This window comes from Streptomyces diastatochromogenes, from assembly GCF_002242805.1.
Classification (GTDB): Bacteria; Actinomycetota; Actinomycetes; order Streptomycetales; family Streptomycetaceae; genus Streptomyces; species Streptomyces diastatochromogenes.
This window is the reverse complement of record NZ_MCGQ01000029.1, coordinates 137,340-155,556: the sequence shown is the minus strand read 5'-3', so window position 1 is coordinate 155,556 and position 18,217 is coordinate 137,340. Positions and strand designations below refer to the sequence as shown.

Below are 18,217 nucleotides of genomic sequence, written 5' to 3'. Positions count from 1 at the left end.
ATGCTGGCACACGGAGGGCACCCGGGCTTCCGGGGCTCAGCCGAAGGTGACCGGCCCTTCCGGCGTCCGAACGGTGAAAGAGATCATGAACGGCCCCTCACCGAGGGCCAGCTCGGTGCCCAGCGCCGACAGCAGGGGCCGTACCTTGTCCGGCTCCGGAGCCGTGGCCGTCACCTCCAGCAGCGGGGTGACGGGCAGTCCCGAGGCGGCAGGGTGCACCGAGCCGCCCCAGTCGATGAGGAACGGGACCAGCCCGGAGGGATGCCCGCTGCCGCTGTCGGTCAGCCGCCACCGCAGCAGGGTGCCGTCGGGGGTGCGACGGCTCATCGGGTGGATGGGCCCGGGGTCGTATCCCCGCTCACGGGCAGCCGCGATGGCCGCCTCCAGGTCGGGCGGGCTGATCGCCCAGGTCACCGTGGCCGGCCCGGCCAGCCGGTCCACCCCGAAGGGCCGCAGCTCCACCGGCTCCGGCTGCTCCGGATCCGGCCCGATGATCTCCAGATAGCTCCGGCCGCCCAACCCGACCAGGTAGTTCCGCGTACCCAACCCGACATGCACCCCACCGGGCGCGGGCGTCACCCCGGTCCGTGACGCGAACTCGGCGACGGTCGCGGCCAGATCGGGCGTGGCGAGGACGAGGTGGTCCAGCAGCGGAGGAATCGGCTTCATTCCGGGGGAGGTTACGGGAACGACACTCCTGTGTGGAACACCTGTGCGGCACGATCGCCCGCGCGCTCAGTCCTTGTGGTCGGGTGCGATCCGCTCGACCAGCCGGAGCAGCGCCGCCCAGGCGAGGTCGTACGCCCTGTCGTCCTGGAGGTCCGAGCTGCCGTCCTCGCCGGCCAGTTGGCGTGCGGTGAGTTCACAGATGTCGGGGTGGGGGACGACGAGCCGGGCGCCGGCGGCCGTGGCCGCGGTCTGTATCTCGCACGCCTGGTTCAGGTAGTACATGCGCAGGAAGGCCTGGGCGGGGGTCTCGCCGACGGTGAGCAGGCCGTGGTTGCGCAGGATCATCGCCGGGTGGTCGCCGAGGTCGGTGACGAGGCGCTGTTGTTCGGCGAGGTTGAGGGCGACGCCTTCATAGTCGTGGTAGCCGAGCCTGCCGTAGAACTCCATGGAGATCTGGTTGAGCGGGAGCAGCCCGTCCCGCTGGGCGGCGACGGCGCAGCCGGCCCTGGTGTGGGTGTGCAGCACGCAGTGGGCGTCGGGGCGGGCGGCATGGACGGCGCTGTGGATGACGAAGCCGGCGGGGTTGACGGGGTGGGGGGTGTCCTCGACGGGGTGTCCGGCCAGGTCGATCTTGACGAGGTTCGAGGCGGTGATCTCCTCGAAGAGCAGGCCGTAGGGATTGATGAGGAAGTGGTGCTCCGGTCCGGGGAGCCGGACGGAGATGTGCGTGAAGATCAGGTCGGTCATCCGGAAGTGCGCCACGAGGCGGTAGACGGCGGCGAGTTCGCAGCGCAGGCGGTGTTCCTCGGCGGAGGCGACCTGGGCGGCGCGGTCGGGGCGGAGTGTCACTTCGGTCATGGGTGCTCCTTCTGGGGTGTCAGGCCGCGCTGAACTCGGCGTCGGCCGCGGTGCGTTCGCCCGCCAGGCGGCGGTGCCATGCCGCGACGACGGCCTCTTCGGTCGGCCTGGTGGCGAGGCTGACGGCCACATAGGCGACGAGGCCGGCGAGCAGGCCGTAGTAGATCGGCTCGTTGGCGAGGAGTCCGTCGGTCACCATGAAGGTGATCACCGTGGCACCGCCCGCGATCATCGAGGCCATGGCGCCGGGCAGGTTCCCGCGTCGCCAGACCAGGCCGCCGAGGATGGGTACGAGCAGGCCGCCGACGAGCAGGTTGTAGGCGACGGTGAGGGCTTCGATGACGTCTCCGAGGAGACAGGCGACGGCCATGGCGGTCGCGCCGAGGACGACGATGGCCAGGCGGTTGGAGCCGACCTCGTCGCGGTCCCGGTCGGTGGCGGGAGTACGGCGGCGCAGCCGGGCCCAGATGTCGTTGTTGGCGACGGTGGCGGAGGCGATCAGGGCGCCGCTGGCGGTGGACATCATCGCGGACAGGGCGGCGGCCAGGACCAGGCCCCTGACGCCGGTGGGCAGGGCGTGCCGGACGATGGTGGCGAACGCCTGGTCGGCGGCGGCCAGGTCGGGGTAGAGCGCCTTGGTGGCCATGCCGATGAGGGCTCCGGCCAGGGCGTAGACGAGGCAGTAGACGCCGGCGACGGTTCCGCCCCAGGCGGCGACCCTGTCGCTGCGGGCGGTGAAGACCCGCTGCCAAATGTCCTGCCCGATGAGCATGCCGAAGGTGTAGATCAGTACGAAGGTGAAGATCGTCTGGCCGCCGATGGAGGTCGGCGAGAGGTAGCCGTGCGGGAGACGGTCGGCCATCGCGGCGAATCCACCGGCCTTGACCACGGCGATGGGCAGCAGCAGAACGAGCACGCCCACGCTCTTGACCACGAACTGGACCATGTCGGTGAGCGTGATGGACCACATGCCGCCGAGCGCCGAGTACCCGACGACGATCGTGCCGCCGATGACCACCGCGACCCAGCGCGGCACGTCGAACAGGACGTCGAAGACGCTGGCGTAGGCGATCGTGGAGGTCACGGCCAGCATGAGGGTGTAGACCCACATCACGAGACCGGAGATGACGCTGGCCGCGTCGCCGTAGCGCAGGGAGAGCATCTCGGCGACGGTGTACACCCGCAGGCGGGCGATCCGGGCCGAGAAGAAGACGCTCAGGGCCAGCAGGCCGAGTCCGATGGCGAAGACCATGGCGGCACCGGAGACGCCGTAGGTGTACCCCAGGCGCACGCCGCCGATCGTGGAGGCTCCGCCGAGGACGACCGCGGCCATCGTGCCGGTGTACATCAGCGGGCCCAGCCGTCTTCCGGCGACCAGGAAGTCGCTCTTGGACGCGGCGCGTTTCTTGCCCCACCAGCCGACGCCGATGATGCCCAGCAGGTATGCGGCCATGACGAGGTAGTCGACAGTCATCGGGTCCTCCGGTTCGCCGCGGCCGGCGCCTGATGCGCGAGGCCGCCAAGGGGGCTGCTCGAGGGGCAGCGGCTGCGACCGTATCCACCCGGCGACCGGGCGCTGAAGTGCAGGTTTCATCCAATATGGAGTCATCCGTCGGATGAATCCGGCACTCCTGTGCGGTGCCGCCGGGCTGGGAGGATGCCTCATCATGACCGAGACCGAGCAGCCGTCCGTTCCGCTCCGCGTGCTGCTTGCCGACCCCGCACTGGGACTGAGCCAGGTCGCCGGGCCGACCGAGGACCGTAGCGTCAGCACGGTCGGCACCACGGAGATCGAGGACCCCACGCCCTACCTCGTCGGCGGCGAACTCCTCCTCACCGCCGGCGTCCGCCTCCCGAGCGAGGCGGACGGCATCGACACCTATGTCCGGCGGGTCGTAGCCGCCGGGGTGGCCGCGCTCGGCTTCGGCGTCGCCCCCGTGCACGACGAGGTCCCGCCCGCACTCGTCTCCGCCTGTGATCGCCATGGGCTGCCCCTTCTGCGGCTCCCGCCGGCCACACCGTTCGTGGCGGTCGGGCAGGCCACGTACGCCGCGATCGCCGAAGCCCGCAACCGCGCGCTGCGGGAGATCTCCAAGGCGCAGTCCGCCCTTGCCTCCGCCGCCGCCCGTCCGGACGCGCTCCAGGCCGTGCTCACCCAGCTCAGCGCCCACACCGGGGCCTGGGCGGCGCTCTACGACGCCCAGGGCAACGAACTGTTCAGCGCGGGTTCCCGCCCCCCGGCCCCCACGCCGCGGCTGGTGCGCGACCTGGCCGTACGCACCACCGCGCGCACCCGCCCACGTCGTACGGCGGGCAGACCGTCTCCACCTGCCGCAGCCGCCGATCACCACGACGGCGTCCACCTGACCGTCCACACCCTGCCCGGCGCGGACAGCACCACCACGGCACTGGCACTCGGCCAGGCCACCACCACGGCCCCGACCCTGGTCCACCGCCAGGTGACCGGCATGGCGACCGTCCTGCTGGCCCTCCTCACCAGCCCCCGGCACGCCCTGGGCACCGACACCCACAGCGTCGGCGCGCTGGTACGGCTCATGCTCGGGGCCACCCCCGCCGAGGTCGCACCCGCCCTCGCCCGGGCCGGCCGGACGACCGGCGACCACTGGACCGTGGTCCACGGCCGGCACCTCCCCGCCGGCTCCGCACCGGCACCGCCGAGCGGCGACGACCCGGCCCGGCTAGCGACGTTGGGCACCGCACTGGGCACGCCGTACCTGTACATCGACGGCCCGAACCTGAGAGCGCTGATCCCCGGCGCGCCGGGCGCCAGGCCGAGCGCCCCCGCTCAGGCCGCCGACCTCGGGTGGGTCCTCGGCTTCAGCTCACCCGCGCCCGCGCCCGACCTGCCCCGGGCCGACCGACAGGCCGAACGCGCCCTGCAGCGCGCGCTCGCCGCCGAGGCACCCGCCGTCGTGCACTCATCGGACACGCTCAGCATGCACGCGCTCATCGCGCCCGCCGACGCCGAGGAGCTGGCCCGAGCCCGCTTCGCCCCGCTGGACGAGGCCGGCCCACCGGGCGCCACGGTCCTCCTGAACACCCTGCGCACCTGGCTGACCCTGCACGGCAGTTGGGACCGCACCGCAGCGGCCCTCCAGATCCACCGCAACACCGTGCGCCACCGCCTCGCCAGGATCACCGAACTCCTCGACGTCGACCTGCGGGATCCGGACGTCCGCATGGAACTCTGGTTTGCCCTGCACTGGTTGCCCGGATCCCCCTGAGGGGTCCCTCACACACACGGGGAGTACCTGTGACAGCAACGTCCCCAGCTCGACTGCTCGTCTACACCCGCACCACCGACTACCGCCACGACTCCATACCGGACGCCGTCGACGCCGTAAGCGCGCTGGGGGAGTTCACCGTCCAGCACACGGAGAACCCCACGGACCTGGAGCGCCCGCTGGAGGCGTACGCGGCCGTCGTCTTCCTCTCCACCAGCGGTGACGTGCTGACCCCCGCCGGACGCGAACGGCTCACCGCGTACGTCGAGTCGGGCGGCGGCTTCGTCGGGGTGCACGCGGCCGCGTGCACCGAGTACGGGTGGCCGTACTACGGCGAACTCCTCGGCGCCCGCTTCGAGCGGCATCCGGAGTACCAGCCCGGGAAGGCCGTCGTAGAGGACCCGGAGCATCCCGCGACCCGGCAGCTGCCCGCCGTCTGGGACTTCACGGACGAGTGGTACGACTTCCGGTCCAACCCGCGAGGGCGGGTACGGGTGCTGCTGCGGGCGGACGAGGCGTCGTACGCCGGGGGAGGGATGGGGGCCGACCATCCGCTGGCCTGGTGCCGCCGGCAGGGGGACGGACGGGTGTTCTACACGGCCCTCGGACACGCCGCCGAGGCCTACCGTGACCCGGACTTCCTGAGCCACCTGAGCGGCGGTATCGCCTGGGCGGGACGGCTCTCCGAGTGACGTTTCTGCGGTGAACCCGTTGCGCCATTGGGGTGAGTAAAGCTCGCGTACAACGCAGGTCACGTGTGTATCTAGAGATCCTCTTGTCCTGGTAAAGGGCGTCGAGACGCGGTGGCCCGACCCCCGGTCCCGCGTCACCCACCCACAGGAGGAGCCGGACCTTGACTTACGGGAAAAAGCTGCGCGAGCGGATCGCCGGGCCCGGGACCACACCGCTGATCGGCGTGTACGACATGTACTCGGCCTCGATCGCGGCCAAGCACTACGACGGGATGTTCGTCTCGGGCTTCGGCTTCGCGGCGTCGTACTACGGGCTGCCGGACATCGGGTTCATCGCCTGGCCGGACATGGTGGCCTTCGTCCAGCGGCTGCGGGGCGCGTTCCCGCACCACCACCTGCTGGTCGACATCGACGACGGGTACGTCGACCCCGAGGTCGCCTGTCACGTCGTGGAGGGGCTGGAGCGGATCGGTGCCTCCGGGGTGATCCTGGAGGACCAGAAGCGGCCCCGCCGCTGCGGGCACGCGGACGGCAAGCAGGTGCTGCCGCTGGAGGAGTACCTGGAGAAACTGGAGAAGGTGCTCGAAACCCGCAAGGACCTGGTCGTCGTCGCCCGCACGGACGCCACCGACGAGCACGACATCCTGCACCGGGCCGAGCGGCTCGCCGCGACCGACGCCGACGTGGTCCTGGTCGACGGGGTGCGCAGCGTCGAGTGGATCAAGCGCATCCGCGAGGTGGTCGGGAACAAGCCGCTGCTGTTCAACCAGATCGCCGGCGGCAAGTCACCCCGCCTGTCGCTGGGTGAGCTGTCCGACCTCGGGGTCGACGTCGCGATCTACAGCACCCCCTGTCTGTTCGCCGCGCACGAGGCGATGGACTCCGCGCTCGCCGAGCTGAAGGCGGAGGACGGGCGGCTGCCGCAGCTGGATCCGGCGAGCGGGGTCGGCGTCAAGGCGTCGACCACGCTGCTGGAGCGGAACATCGCCCCCGAGCGGCTGCAGCCCGAGGGCGTGGGCGTGTGACGGGCGGTGCCGGGCCCCGGCTCGGGGCGGCGACGGTGATCGCGGCCGCGCTCCTCGGAACCGGTGCCGCGCCCGCGGTCGCCAACGGGAGCAGTCTGGTCACCGTCATCGACAACTCGCAGTCCGACTCGATCCTGGAGGTCGACCGGACGCTCAACTTCCAGACCGGAAAGGGCACCGCGGGCAGCGACCACGACGGCAGCGCGGTGGACGCCATCCAGGCCCTGCTCGGCGACCTCGAGCGGGACGGCGAGGACTGAGACAGGGGAGTGCGAAGGTCGGGCCGGGCACCCCGTGCGGGGGATGCCCGGCCCTTCCGCTCCGCCGTGCCGCTGAAGCCTCTCCTCAGTCCTCGCGGAGGTCCGGGCGGCCGTTCTCGTCCAGCTCGACGTCCTCCTTCGGGTCGTGTTCGTCGCCGGGGGCGGCCACGGTGGTGCGGTGCTGTGCGGGGGCGAGGGTCCGGCTCGCGGCCTGGGCGGTGCCGTAGGCGGTGACCAGGGCGACGGCGGCCGCTGCGAGGGCCGCCGCGGTGCGCGGGGTGGGATTCATGCCCGGTAAACGATCTTGGGTTGGGGGTGGTCACCGCGCTGCGGCCGAACGGGCCGCGGGCGGCGGGGCCGTACTCGCCCGCCGTACCAGCCGGGTCGACAGTTCCGTCCGCGTGCCCTCCGGACGCTCGCCCTGCATCATCCGCACCAGCAGCCGCAGCGCGGTCGCCGCCATCTCGGCGAGGGGCTGGCGGACGGTGGTGAGCGCCGGGGTGGCCCAGCGGGCTTCGGGCAGGTCGTCGAAGCCGACCACGCTGACGTCGTCCGGAACCCTCAACCCCCGCTCGGCCAGCGCGGTGTACACCCCGAGCGCCATCCGGTCGGAGCACACGAACACCGCCGTCGGCGGCTGGGGCAGGTCCAGCAGTTCGTGCATGCGCAGCCGGGCGGTCGGCTCCTCGAACCCGGCGTGCCGCACGTACTCGGCGCGGTGCCGCACCCCGGCCGAGGCGAGCGCCGAGCGGTAGCCGGCTACCCGGGCGCTGCTGCACATCTTGCGGCGCTGCCCGGCGATCACCGCGATCCGCTCGTGCCCGAGGGCCAGCAGATGCTCGGTCGCGCTCACCCCGCCCTGCCAGTTGGCGGCGCCCACCGACATCACCCCGGCCGGCGGCTCGTGCACGGGGTCGATCATCACGAACGGGATGCGGTGGTGGTCCAGCCAGGCGTACTGGGCGGGGGACAGTTCGGCCAGGTTGAACAGCACGCCCGAGGAGCCGCGCGCGGTGAGCTTGTCCAGCCAGTCGCGCCCGGGCTGTTCGCCTCGGGCGCGGTTCAGGCTCGCCGAGACCACCACTTCCAGTCCCGCCTCGTACGCCGCCTCCTCCACCCCGTGCAGTACGGCACCGGACCAGGAGCTTTCGAGCGAGTGCACCACCAGGTCCACCAGGGCCGGCGCCTTCGCCGCGTCGAAACGGGGTCTGCGCACGTACCCGAGCCGGTCGAGCGCCTCGGTGACCCGGCGCCGGGTCTCGGGAGCCACGTCCTCCCGCCCGTTGACCACCTTCGACGCGGTCGGCACCGACACCCCCGCCTCGCGGGCGACCACCGCCAGCGTCGGCCCGGCCACCACGCTCGCACTCCCCGCACGGACCATAGGGAACCCGCCTCTCCGACCCGCCCTTGGGCCATCGAAAGTTGCGACCAACGCTGCTTCCGCGGCCTGCTCACCGAGCATGCAGAAAGCGCTTCCTACGATAGATGCGCGTCAACACGGCGTGAAGACATGGGAATTCACGGGATGGTGGGCGGAGGGACTTTCGAAACTTCGAACAGGGCGGGGTCCGGTCGGCTGTGGCTCACCCTAGGGCGATGCGGGTCAGCCAGTAGTCCTTGGGCGCGATGACCTCCGTTCCGGAACCGGTGAGGGCGGTCTTGCCTCCTGCGTAGAAGCGGACGGAGCCGTCGGAGCGACGGTGTTACGAGGGTCTCTTGCACCTTCCCCCCACCGAGAGGGAGATCACGCCCCGGTTGGCGCCTGCTTGGTTCCTGAACTTCGCAGGAACCGGCGCGGAGCCCATGAAGACCTGCCATTCCCCCGACTTGAGCACGGTGAAGTCTGCGTCCAGGCAGGGCGAGACACCGTCGGCGGCCGCACGATTGCTCCGCGCAGCGCTCACGCGGGCCTCTCCCACGCCGACGGAGGCGAAGCGAAGGTCGCTCAGCACATCGTCGGCGGTTTTCTCCATAGCCCGCGACGGCGATACCGTCGCGGAGGCCCGTGACCGGTGTCCCGCAGGCGTCGCGCTGTTTCCGCATCCTGCGAATGGGCCACCAGCACTGGTGCCAGCACCAAGGGGTTCTCGGGAGCCTGATACGGGATCACCCAACCCGATACCGCCGGGAAGCCTTCAGCTCGCAGAGATTGGTCCGTGGCCCCAGCCGGGTGTCGCCATGGGACTCAGCGTCCCCCCGGCCTTATCCAGGTAGTAAGCCGAGTCCCCACCTGGATTCCGTCAGCGACAGGCAGCCCCAAGCCCAGGGCACGTAACGATGTTCAACTGGAGTACTAGGGCGCGTATCGAGTCGTGATCAATTTGCGGGATGCGCCTTCGTGGCACGGTCCGGTCCGATAGACGATCTTACGTGACGCGAGTGCAACTCACCGATCCGGATTGGGAGTTCATCGAGCCGTACCTGCCGATCGGCGAGTATGGCCCGTACCCCGAGCGACTGCGGCAGCAGTTCGCGGGCGTGATCTGGCGGTTCAAGACGGGCGGGCAGTGGCGGGAGATGCCGACGGAGTTCGGCGCCTGGTCGACCGTCCACAACCGCTTCCGGCAGTGGCGTGACGCCGGCGTCTTCGAGACCCTGCGGGAGGGCCTGATCACGGAAGCCGCGAAGCGGGGTGAGGTGGACCTGTCCCTGGTCAGCATCGACTCCACCACCGCCCGAGCCCACCACGACGCGGCCGGGATGCACCTCGACGAGGACGTCGTCACCGCCCTGGAGAAAGCCGCGGCCGAGGAGGAGAAGGCCAGGTCAAAGGGGGCGACCTCGAAGAGCAAAACGGGCAAGAGACCGAAAGTGATCCCGCGCTGGAAGAACGACGACGCATCCGGCGTCGGCGGAAACTCCGGCTGAAGGCCGCCCTCCTCGGACGTTCCAGAGGCGGGCAGACCAGCAAGGTCCACCTCGCCGCCGACCGCAAGTGCCGCCCGCTGGCGTTCATCCTGACCACAGGCCAGGCAGCGGACAGCCCGCAGTTCATCCCCGTCCTGAAGAAGGTACGGGTACGCGGGCCCGTCGGCCGACCCCGCATCCGGCCGGACACGGTCGCCGGGGACAAGGCGTACTCGTCCCGCGGAAACCGCGCCCACCTGCGCAAACGCCGTATCAAGGCGGTCATCCCGGAGAAGAAGGACCAGGCCGCCAACCGGAAGAAGAAGGGCTCCAGAGGTGGCCGACCCGTCAGCCACGACGCCGATCTCTACAAGGAGCGGAACACAGTCGAACGCCTGATCAACAAGCTCAAAGCATGGCGAGGCATCGCCACCCGATACGACAAGACTCCCGACAGCTACCTCGCCGGTCTCCACCTGCGCGCCTCCATGATCTGGATCATGGACCTCACCAGGACCACCCGATGATCACGACTCGATATGCCCCTAGGTGACGCGCTGAGGTGCCGGACGCCAAGGGCGGGCAGGAGTTGAGTCAACGGTCAACCAGCCGTGGACGCGGGGCCTCACCCGTGGATTCAGCGTCGGTGTCGTCGGTGCCGACCGGGCCGCGGGGAAGCATCCGGTCCAGCCACCCCGGCAGCCACCAGTTGGCCCGGCCGAGGAGTGTCATGGTCGCCGGTACCAGCACCATGCGTACGACCGTCGCGTCGATGAAGATCGCGGTGGCCAGGCCGAGCCCGAACATCTTGGTGGAGGGGTCCTCGGCGACGGCGAAGAACAGGAAGACCGCCACCATGATGAGGGCGGCCGACGTGATGATCCGGGCGGTGCCCGAGACGCCCTCAACGATCGCCGTGTCGTTGTCGCCGGTGCGCAGGTACTCCTCGCGCACGCGCGAGAGAAGGAACACCTCGTAGTCCATCGACAGGCCGAACAGGATGGCGAAGAGGAACATCGGGATGAACGACACGATCGGCACCGTCGTCTCCAGCCCGATGAGTGCGCCTCCCCAGCCCCACTGGAAGACCGCGACCATGATGCCGTAGGCCGCGCCGATGCTCAGCAGATTCAGCAGCACCGCCTTGAGCGGTACGAGGACCGAGCGGAAGACCAGCATCAGCAGCAGGAACGACATCGCCAGCACGGCGGCGACGAACACCGGCAGACGTTCGCTGGTGCGTCGCCCCACATCGGACAGGCTCGCGGCGGCCCCGCCGACGTGCGCCCTGGCCGGGCCGTGCCCGATCGCCGCGGGCAGCACCTCGGCACGCAGCCGGGAGAGGGTGTCGGCCGTGGCCTTGTCCTGAGGGCTGGTGGTCGGGAACACCACGAGGGTCGCGACGCCGGTGGCCCGGTCGATGCGCGCCGGCGCGACGGACGCGATCCCCGGATCCGCCGCGACCGTCGCGACAAGACGGTCCACCACTCCCGGATCACCGGCGGGGTCCGCGGCGATAACGAGGGGACCGTTGGTGCCCGGGCCGAACCCCTCGGCGACGAGGTCGTAGGCCCGGCGCTCGGTACGGCTCTGCGGCAGTGACCCGTCGTCGGGCAGGCCGACGCGCAGGCCGAGCACGGGCAGCGTCGCCGTCAGCAGCAGCGCCGCCGCGCCGGCCGCGTACGGCACCGGGTGCTGGCTGACGTGCCCGATCCAGCGACGCCACCCGGCGGCGGGGACGGCGCCCGCCGCCGTGTCCCGCCGCCGGCCGAGGCGGCCCAGCTTCCTGGTCTGCAGAGCCCGGCCGATCCGGCCGGCCCGGGCCAGGCGTGGGCCGGCGGCGCCGAGGAAGGCCGGCAGCAGCGTCACCGACGCGAGCACCATCGTCAGGACGACGATCGAGACGGCAAGCCCGCCCACCGTCATGAACGGCACGTTCGCGACCGCCATGCCGAGGATCGACACGACGACGGTGCCGCCGGCGAAGACCACCGGCCGCCCCGCCGTGGCCACCGCTCGTCCGGCCGCCACGTGCGGATCGAGCCCGCGCGCGAGGTACTCCCGGTGCCTGGCGAGCACGAACAGCGCGTAGTCGATGCCCACTCCGAGCCCGACCATGCTGCCCAGGACCGGTGCGAAGGTGGGGACCTCTGTCACCCCCGCCAGTACCGTCATCGTGGCGACCCCGACGGTCAGTCCGAAGACCGCCATGCCGATCGGCAGCGCGGCGGCGACGAGCGAACCGAACGCCAGGAACAGGATCGCGGCCGCGGCGAGGAGGCCGATCAACTCGCTCGCGCCGCCGTCGGGGTCGGAGAAGACGTAGAAGAGGTTCCCGCCCATCTCGATGCGCAGGGGCAGCTCGGCGCGCAGCCGGTCGCCGAGATCGACGAGGGCGTCGAGGTCTTTGGCCGACAGCCGGCTCTGGTCGGGGTACTGCACCCGGACGACCGCGATCCGCCCGTCGGCCGAGACAAGGCCGCCGCGCACGGTGGTGTCCCCGCCTGCGTCGAGTGCCCCCGCCGGGTCGCTCGTGCCGAGCACGTGCGGCAGCCGCTTCACCTCGGTCTGCAGCCGCGTGAGAGCGGTGCGCGCGCTGCCGTGGTCGAAGAACGTCGCGCCGCCGTCGAGGGGGGTGACGACCACTTGGGCGGTCATCCCCTCCTGGCCGGTGCCGGCCCGCTCGATCAGTTCCGCGGCCCGTTGGGAGTCCAGTCCCGGAGCGGTCATCGAGTCCGCGGTCCGCCCGCCGATGGCGATCGCGGCGAGGACGGCGAGCGTGGCGGCGATCAGCCATGCCGCGATCACCCGCCAGGGATGGCGGGCGGCGCTTGCGCCCAGGCGCAACAGGGCTTTCGTGAGCATCGGGTCCTCCAACCACCTCGTCGGCCGTCCTTGTACGGCCGCCGATGCCGAGGTTCGTCGCCACGGCGCTCTGCGGCATCGGCTCGCGGGCCGCGGATCCGTCGGCCCCAGGGCGGAGTGACGACCCGTCCTTTCGGCCGATGCGCGGCACGGCGCGGTCCCTAGGCTGAGAACCGTGCTGCGAGACGACGTGCGAACCCTGTGGACCGAACCCCGGCCGCCCGACGCGCCCGCCCGGGTGTTGCGGGACTGGGCGCTGCTCGCCGCGGGCCTTGCCGGTGTGGTGCTGGAGGCCACCCTGCGCGAGAACGTCGTGTGGCGGCCGGTGGCCGTGGTGTTCGCCGTCTGGCTGTGCGTACTGCCCCTGTGGCGCCGGACCCGCCCGCTGACGACGGTCGTGCTCGCGTTCGGCGCGATGATCGTGCTCCAGGTGGTCTCGCTGGTGGCCACTCCTCGGGAGCCGGTCGGTCTGTACACCGGCGCGGTCGTGCTCGTGCTGGTGTACGCGCTGCCCCGGTGGGGATCGGGGCGCGAGATCGTGCTGGGCGGCGCGGTGATCCTCGCGGCCAGCGCGCTGTGTTCCGTCACGGACGAGACCCCGGTCGTCGAGAACGTCGTGGGCTTCGTCTTCCTGCTGCTGCCCGGCGTGGTCGGGGCTGCCGTGCGGTTCCGGGTGACCGCTCGCGAGCGGCAGTTGGAGCAGGTGCGCTCCCGCGAGCGCGAGCAGCTCGCCCGGGAACTGCACGACACGGTGGCCCACCACGTGTCGGCCATGGTGATCATCGCCCAGGCGGGCCGGGTGCTCGCGGGCACCGACCCGTCCGCCGCCGTCGAGGCGCTGGAGGGGGTCGAGGAGGAAGGGGCGCGCACGCTGGAGGAAATGCGCGCCATGGTCGCCGCGCTGCGCGACCGCGGGGTCGGCGCCGAGCTGGCGCCCCCTGCCGGAGTCGCGGATCTGGAGCGCCTGGTGCGCACCCCGGGTGGTCGCCTCAGGGTCGACTTGGGGCTCGACGGTGAACTGGACGCGCTGCCCCCGGCCGTGGACGCGGCCGTCTACCGGATCGTGCAGGAGTCGGTGACCAACGCGCTGCGCCATGCGGTCGACGCGACCGAGCTCGTCGTTCGGGTCGCCGCGGAACGGCACTCGGTACGGGTGAGCGTGCGCGACAACGGCCGGCGCACCGGCCGGGGTCGCGACGGATACGGACTTACCGGACTGCGCGAGCGCGCGACTCTGCTCGGCGGCACACTACGAGCCGGCCCGGGTATCGACCGGGGCTGGCATGTCGAAGCCGAACTGCCGAGAGCGAGGAGCGAGAGCGGTGTCCATTCGCGTCCTCGTCGCTGACGACCAGACGATCATCCGCACCGGGTTGCGGATCATGCTGAACGCCCAGCTCGGCATCGCGGTGGTCGGCGAGGCCGCCGACGGGCGGGAAGCAGTACGTCTGGCCCGCGAACTACGCCCCGACGTCTGCCTGTTCGACATCCGCATGCCCGTACTCGACGGGCTCGAGGCCACCCGGCTGGTCGCCGGCCCGGGCGTCGCCGACCCGCTGGCCGTGGTCGTCATCACCACGTTCGACCTCGACGAGTACGTCTACGGCGCGCTGCGTGCCGGCGCCCGCGGATTCCTCCTCAAGGACACGGGACCGGACCTTCTGGCGCAGGCCGTACGGTCGGCGTCCGGCGGTGAGGCGCTCATTGCGCCCAGCGTCACCGTCCGTCTGCTCCAGGCATTCGCGGACCTGCCCGCCGGCCGGCCCGTGGCCCAGCCGGTCTCCCCCGTCACCGCCCGCGAGGAGCAGGTGCTCCTCGCCGTCGCTCGCGGGCTGACCAACACCGAGATCGCCGATGCGCTGCACATCAGCCTCAGCACGGTGAAGACGCATCTGGCCAGCCTGATGGCCAAACTCGGCGCCCGCAACCGGGTCGAGATCGCGATGTGGGCCTACGAAACGCGCCGTATCCTCCCCGGAACCTGAGCCGGGTGCCGGGCCATGTCCCATGAGTCCCCGCCCGGACATCAGTGCACCGGTCGGCTCACGTCGGCTCCACGTGCCTCACCCGCCCCAGAGCGTGACGTACCAGGGGGCCGGGACAGGGACGGTGAGACACCCGATACGACAAGAGTCCCGACAGCTACCTCGCCAGTCTCCACCTGCACGCCTCGATGATCTGGATCAAAGACCTCACCAGGACCACCCGATGATCACGACTCGATACGCGCCCTAGATGGTCCGGAACCACTCGAACGACGTGGCCGCCGCGTAGTACCAGTCGCCGGCCCTGACCAGCGAGGGGTCGGGATCGAAGCCGCAGCTCACGGGATTTCCCAGCACTGTCACTTCAACGCCCCCAACGTCACCCCCGTCCGCCAATACCTCCGCATGGCCACCATCATCACCGCCATCGGCACGATCGACAGCAACGCCCCCGTCAGTACCAGGCTGGTCAGGTCGACCCCCGACTCCAGGCGCTTTCCGGTCCAGTTGTACAGGCCGAGGTTGAGCGTCCAGTTCTCCTCGCCGCGTAGGACCGTCAGGGGGAGGAAGAAGGCGTTCCAGGTGTTGACGAAGGCCAGGAGGAAGACCGTGGCGCCGCCGGTCGTCATCATGCGCAGGACGATGGTGATGAAGATCCGCAGCTCGCCCGCGCCGTCGATGCGGGCTGCCTCCAGGATTTCGTAGGGGACGGTGGATTCTGTGTACACCTTCGCCAGGTAGACGCTGAAGGGGTTGATCAGGCAGGGGATCAGCATCGCCCAGGGGGTGTCCACCAGGCCGATCTTCGAGAACAGGAGGTAGAGGGGGAGCGTGAGCAGGGCGATCGGTACCAGGAACGAGCCCACCACGCAGGCGAACACCGCCCCCCGGCCCGGGAAGTCGAAGCGGGCCAGGCCGTAGCCGGTGGCGAGGGCGATCAGCGTGCCGCCTAGCGAGCCGACGCCGGCGTACAGGAACGAGTTGGCCGTCCAGCGCAGGAAGATGCCGTGCTCGTAGGTGAACAGCTGGCGCAGGTTGGACCACAGGTGCATGCCTGAGAACCACAGGCCGTTGCTCTGGTACAGGTCCGTACGGTTCTTGGTGGCGGCGACCAGCAGCCACCACACCGGGAACAGGCTGTACGCGCTCGCCAGCACCAGCCCGAGCAGCAGGAAACGCTGGCCGCCGCGGGAGCGGGAGGCGGGGTCCGGGCGGGTCAGGCGGCGGACCGGGCTCGCCGGCCGGCGTTCTTCGGTGAGCGTCATCAGTCGGCCTCTCGCGCGGTGAGCCGGTAGAAGAGGAAGGAGGCGAGGCCGAGGATCAGGGCGAGCAGCACCGAAAGGGCCGCCGCGTAGTGGTAGTTGCCCGCGTTGAACGCCTGGTTGTAGATCACCATGATCGGGGTGAAGCTGTCGCCGACCGTTTGGGGAGTGACGTTCCGGAACAGGGCCGGCTCGTTGAAGATCTGCAGCATCTGGATGATCGACAGCATGCCGGTGAGGACCAACGCGCCTCGCACGTACGGGACTTTGATGCTCAGGGCGATCCGCGGCTCGGAGGCGCCGTCCAGTCGGGCCGCCTCGAACAGTTCGCGCGGTACGGCCTGCAGCGCCGAGTAGATGATCACCATGTTGTAGCCGATGCCGTGCCAGGTCAGCAGGTTGCCGATGGACGGCCAGACCATGGACGGGGCGAAGAAGTTCCAGGTCAGACCGAAGACCTTGCCCAGCGGGGTCAGCGGGCCGACGTCCGGGCTGTACAGGTTGATCCACACGATGGCCGCGACCACCCCGGGGATCATGTACGGCACCAGCAGCAGGATCCGGAACCGGCCCGCCACACGTGAGGACAGCGCGTCCAGGAAGAGTGCGAGGAGGAGGCTGATCAACAGCATGACCGGTATTTGTACGCAGGCGAAGAGCAACACCCGCAGCACGGAGTGGAGGAATGCCGAATCCGTCAGGCCCTGGCGGTAGTTGGCCAGTCCCGAGAACTGCTCGGTGGCGCCGCCGAGGCCCAGCCCGGACTGGTGCTCGCGGTACAGGGACTCGTAGACCGCGTAGCCGATCGGGATCAGGTACAGGAACACGAAGCCGAGCTGGAAGGGCACGGTGAAGGCGGCGCCCTTCCAGCGCTGGGAGCGGACCATCGGCCTCTCGCCTCAGCCCTTGACGCTGATGCCGCGGGACTTCAGGTCCTTGACCGTCCACTGCTGCATGTGCGCGAGCAGGTCGGTGACCTTCTGCTGCTTGCTGACGACCTTCGCCCAGCCGCTCTGCAGCTCGGTGAACATGGCGGTCCAGTCAGGGCCGAATGTCCAGTCCGTGGTGACCGTGTTCAGGCTGTCGGTGACGACCTTCTTGGCGGGCTCGTAGTGGGGGCCCAGCAGCTTGGCGGAGATAGCCTCGTCGACGTAGGTGGCGCTGTTCTTCAGTGCCGGCATCACACCGTTGCCGGTCGTCGGGCTCGCCATCGTCTTCACCGCGCCGGCGTCGGTGGACATCCACAACGCGGCCTCGGCGGCCTGCTTCTGGTGCGTGCACTGCTTGGTGACCAGCGTGACGCTTCCGGTCAGGTTGGTGCCGGCCGGGGTCTTCGCGGCCTCGCCGGTGTAGGCCGGCCAGGGGGCGAGCGCCCACTTGCCGAAGGACTTGGTGAAGTTCTGCACCATGCCGGCCATCTGCCAGGTGGAGATCTGGCGGGTGGCGGTGCCGCCGTTGTCGTAATTGCGCTGGACGGCCGCGTAATCGGCGAACGACAGCCTGGAGTTGAGGTCGTTGTCGATGATCTCCTGGATGACCTTGGCGGCCTTCAGGGTGCCCGGGTCCTGGAAGTCCACCTTCCAGGAGTTGCCGTCGATGCCGTACCAGTGGGCGCCGACCTGCATGGCGAGCACCTCCAGCGTGCTGGGGTCCTCACCGGCGTAGTTGGTGATCTTGATGCCGTGCTTCTTCAGCACCTTGCCGGCCGCGATGAACTCGTCCCAGGTGGTGGGGGGTTTGACGCCGTACTTGGTGAAGAGGTCGGTGCGGTAGATCGTGAAGTTCGGGGCCGAGCTGGTGGGGACGCCGTACAGCCGCCCCTGCACCTGCGCGGCCGCCCAGGAGCCGGAGTTGAACTTGTCCTGGGCCGGGCGCACATACGAGGTGATGTCGGCGAGGGCGCCCTGGGAGACCCAACTGGTCACGTACTCGGCGGTGTTCTGCACCAGACAGGGGGCGTTGCCCGCCTTCACCGCGTTGGTCAGCTGCTTCTGCATGGTCAGCTGGTCGGTGACCTTCGTGTACTTGAGCTTGACGTCCTTGTGAGCGGCGTTGAACGCCTCGACCACGGCGTCCTGGCCGTTCGCCCAGCCCCAGAAGGGCAGGGTGACCGGGCCGTCGGCCGATGCGGAGTCGCCGGAACCGGATCCGCCGCAGGCGGAGAGCAGACCTGTCAGTGCGAGGCCCGCGACGGCGGCGCTGAGGAACCTTCTCCGGGGGCTGGTGGAGTTCATCTGACCGTGTTCCTTCGGAAGTTGGCGCTCCAGTGATTTAGAAACCGGTTTCCACGGGACAGTAGGATGGTCGAGCGGCTCCCAGCAAGGGGTATGAAGCCGAATCTTTCGCGTACGGCCGGTCGAACGGTCCATCCGTAGCAACCGGTGCGCATGAGCAACCGGTTGCCGCCGAACGGTTTTCGAAAGTCCGTCACCCCTCTTGACGTCCCTTCTGTACGGGATGACGCTCCCCTCATCGTCATAGCAACCGGTTGCTCCCCGCGGTTGCC

General features: G+C 70.2%; 15 protein-coding genes and 1 pseudogene. 7 read left to right on the top strand and 9 right to left on the bottom strand.

The annotated features are described in order from the left end of the window. Positions 1 to 36: 36 nt before the first annotated feature. The 3 genes from BEK98_RS30720 to BEK98_RS30710 form a co-directional block, all read right to left on the bottom strand. The gene (locus BEK98_RS30720; RefSeq protein WP_094219974.1) at positions 37 to 669 is read right to left on the bottom strand and encodes a VOC family protein; all 633 of its coding nucleotides are present in this window, start codon (positions 667 to 669) and stop codon (positions 37 to 39) included. Between the two features lie 66 nt (positions 670 to 735). After that, complete coding sequence (locus tag BEK98_RS30715; RefSeq protein WP_094219973.1) at positions 736 to 1,527, bottom strand: class II aldolase/adducin family protein; 792 nt, start codon at positions 1,525 to 1,527, stop codon at positions 736 to 738. A 19-nt stretch (positions 1,528 to 1,546) separates the two neighbouring features. Next, positions 1,547 to 3,001, bottom strand: coding sequence for a sodium:solute symporter family protein (locus BEK98_RS30710; protein ID WP_094219972.1), 1,455 nt, complete (start codon positions 2,999 to 3,001; stop codon positions 1,547 to 1,549). Positions 3,002 to 3,194: 193 nt separating this feature from the next. On the opposite strand from BEK98_RS30710, the gene BEK98_RS30705 reads away from it, so the two are divergent. The 4 genes from BEK98_RS30705 to BEK98_RS30690 all read left to right on the top strand — a co-directional run bounded on the left by BEK98_RS30705 (position 3,195) and on the right by BEK98_RS30690 (position 6,749). After that, positions 3,195 to 4,772, top strand: coding sequence for a PucR family transcriptional regulator (locus BEK98_RS30705; protein WP_094219971.1), 1,578 nt, complete (start codon positions 3,195 to 3,197; stop codon positions 4,770 to 4,772). 29 nt (positions 4,773 to 4,801) lie between these two features. After that, on the top strand, positions 4,802 to 5,464 hold the full coding sequence (locus BEK98_RS30700) for a ThuA domain-containing protein (RefSeq protein WP_094219970.1): 663 nt from the start codon (positions 4,802 to 4,804) through the stop codon (positions 5,462 to 5,464). Positions 5,465 to 5,625: 161 nt separating this feature from the next. Continuing rightward, the gene (locus BEK98_RS30695; protein ID WP_094219969.1) at positions 5,626 to 6,489 is read left to right on the top strand and encodes an isocitrate lyase/PEP mutase family protein; all 864 of its coding nucleotides are present in this window, start codon (positions 5,626 to 5,628) and stop codon (positions 6,487 to 6,489) included. Continuing rightward, the gene (locus BEK98_RS30690; RefSeq protein WP_094219968.1) at positions 6,486 to 6,749 is read left to right on the top strand and encodes a hypothetical protein; all 264 of its coding nucleotides are present in this window, start codon (positions 6,486 to 6,488) and stop codon (positions 6,747 to 6,749) included. The genes BEK98_RS30695 and BEK98_RS30690 overlap by 4 nt, the downstream gene beginning before the upstream one ends. Before the next feature lie 85 nt (positions 6,750 to 6,834). Here BEK98_RS30690 and BEK98_RS30685 read toward each other — a convergent pair whose 3' ends face one another. Beyond that, a complete protein-coding gene (locus BEK98_RS30685; protein ID WP_094219967.1) occupies positions 6,835 to 7,038 on the bottom strand; it encodes a hypothetical protein in 204 nt (67 codons plus the stop codon). Between the two features lie 30 nt (positions 7,039 to 7,068). Beyond that, positions 7,069 to 8,133 (bottom strand): LacI family DNA-binding transcriptional regulator, encoded by a 1,065-nt coding sequence (locus BEK98_RS30680; RefSeq protein WP_094219966.1) that lies wholly within the window; start codon positions 8,131 to 8,133, stop codon positions 7,069 to 7,071. A 989-nt stretch (positions 8,134 to 9,122) separates the two neighbouring features. Here BEK98_RS30680 and BEK98_RS30670 point away from each other — a divergent pair. Further along, a pseudogene (locus BEK98_RS30670) lies at positions 9,123 to 10,126 on the top strand (IS5 family transposase). A gap of 67 nt (positions 10,127 to 10,193) precedes the next feature. On the opposite strand, the gene BEK98_RS30665 reads toward BEK98_RS30670, so the two are convergent. Further along, on the bottom strand, positions 10,194 to 12,464 hold the full coding sequence (locus BEK98_RS30665) for an MMPL family transporter (protein WP_094219963.1): 2,271 nt from the start codon (positions 12,462 to 12,464) through the stop codon (positions 10,194 to 10,196). 175 nt (positions 12,465 to 12,639) lie between these two features. Between BEK98_RS30665 and BEK98_RS30660 the strand changes: the two genes are divergently transcribed. After that, positions 12,640 to 13,812, top strand: coding sequence for a sensor histidine kinase (locus BEK98_RS30660; protein WP_094219962.1), 1,173 nt, complete (start codon positions 12,640 to 12,642; stop codon positions 13,810 to 13,812). Beyond that, complete coding sequence (locus BEK98_RS30655) at positions 13,787 to 14,449, top strand: response regulator (protein ID WP_094219961.1); 663 nt, start codon at positions 13,787 to 13,789, stop codon at positions 14,447 to 14,449. Before BEK98_RS30660 ends, BEK98_RS30655 begins: the two co-directional genes overlap by 26 nt. 359 nt (positions 14,450 to 14,808) lie before the next feature. Here the strand turns inward: BEK98_RS30655 and BEK98_RS30650 are convergent, their stop codons facing one another. The 3 genes from BEK98_RS30650 to BEK98_RS30640 are packed head-to-tail and all read right to left on the bottom strand — an operon-like array spanning position 14,809 to position 17,945. Then, positions 14,809 to 15,714, bottom strand: coding sequence for a carbohydrate ABC transporter permease (locus BEK98_RS30650; RefSeq protein WP_094219960.1), 906 nt, complete (start codon positions 15,712 to 15,714; stop codon positions 14,809 to 14,811). Then, positions 15,714 to 16,598: a carbohydrate ABC transporter permease gene (locus BEK98_RS30645; RefSeq protein ID WP_094219959.1), complete on the bottom strand. Its 885-nt coding sequence runs from the start codon at positions 16,596 to 16,598 to the stop codon at positions 15,714 to 15,716. The genes BEK98_RS30650 and BEK98_RS30645 overlap by 1 nt, the downstream gene beginning before the upstream one ends. A gap of 12 nt (positions 16,599 to 16,610) precedes the next feature. Further along, entirely contained in the window at positions 16,611 to 17,945 is a 1,335-nt protein-coding gene (locus tag BEK98_RS30640) for an ABC transporter substrate-binding protein (protein WP_094219958.1), read from the bottom strand. Positions 17,946 to 18,217: the final 272 nt, after the last annotated feature.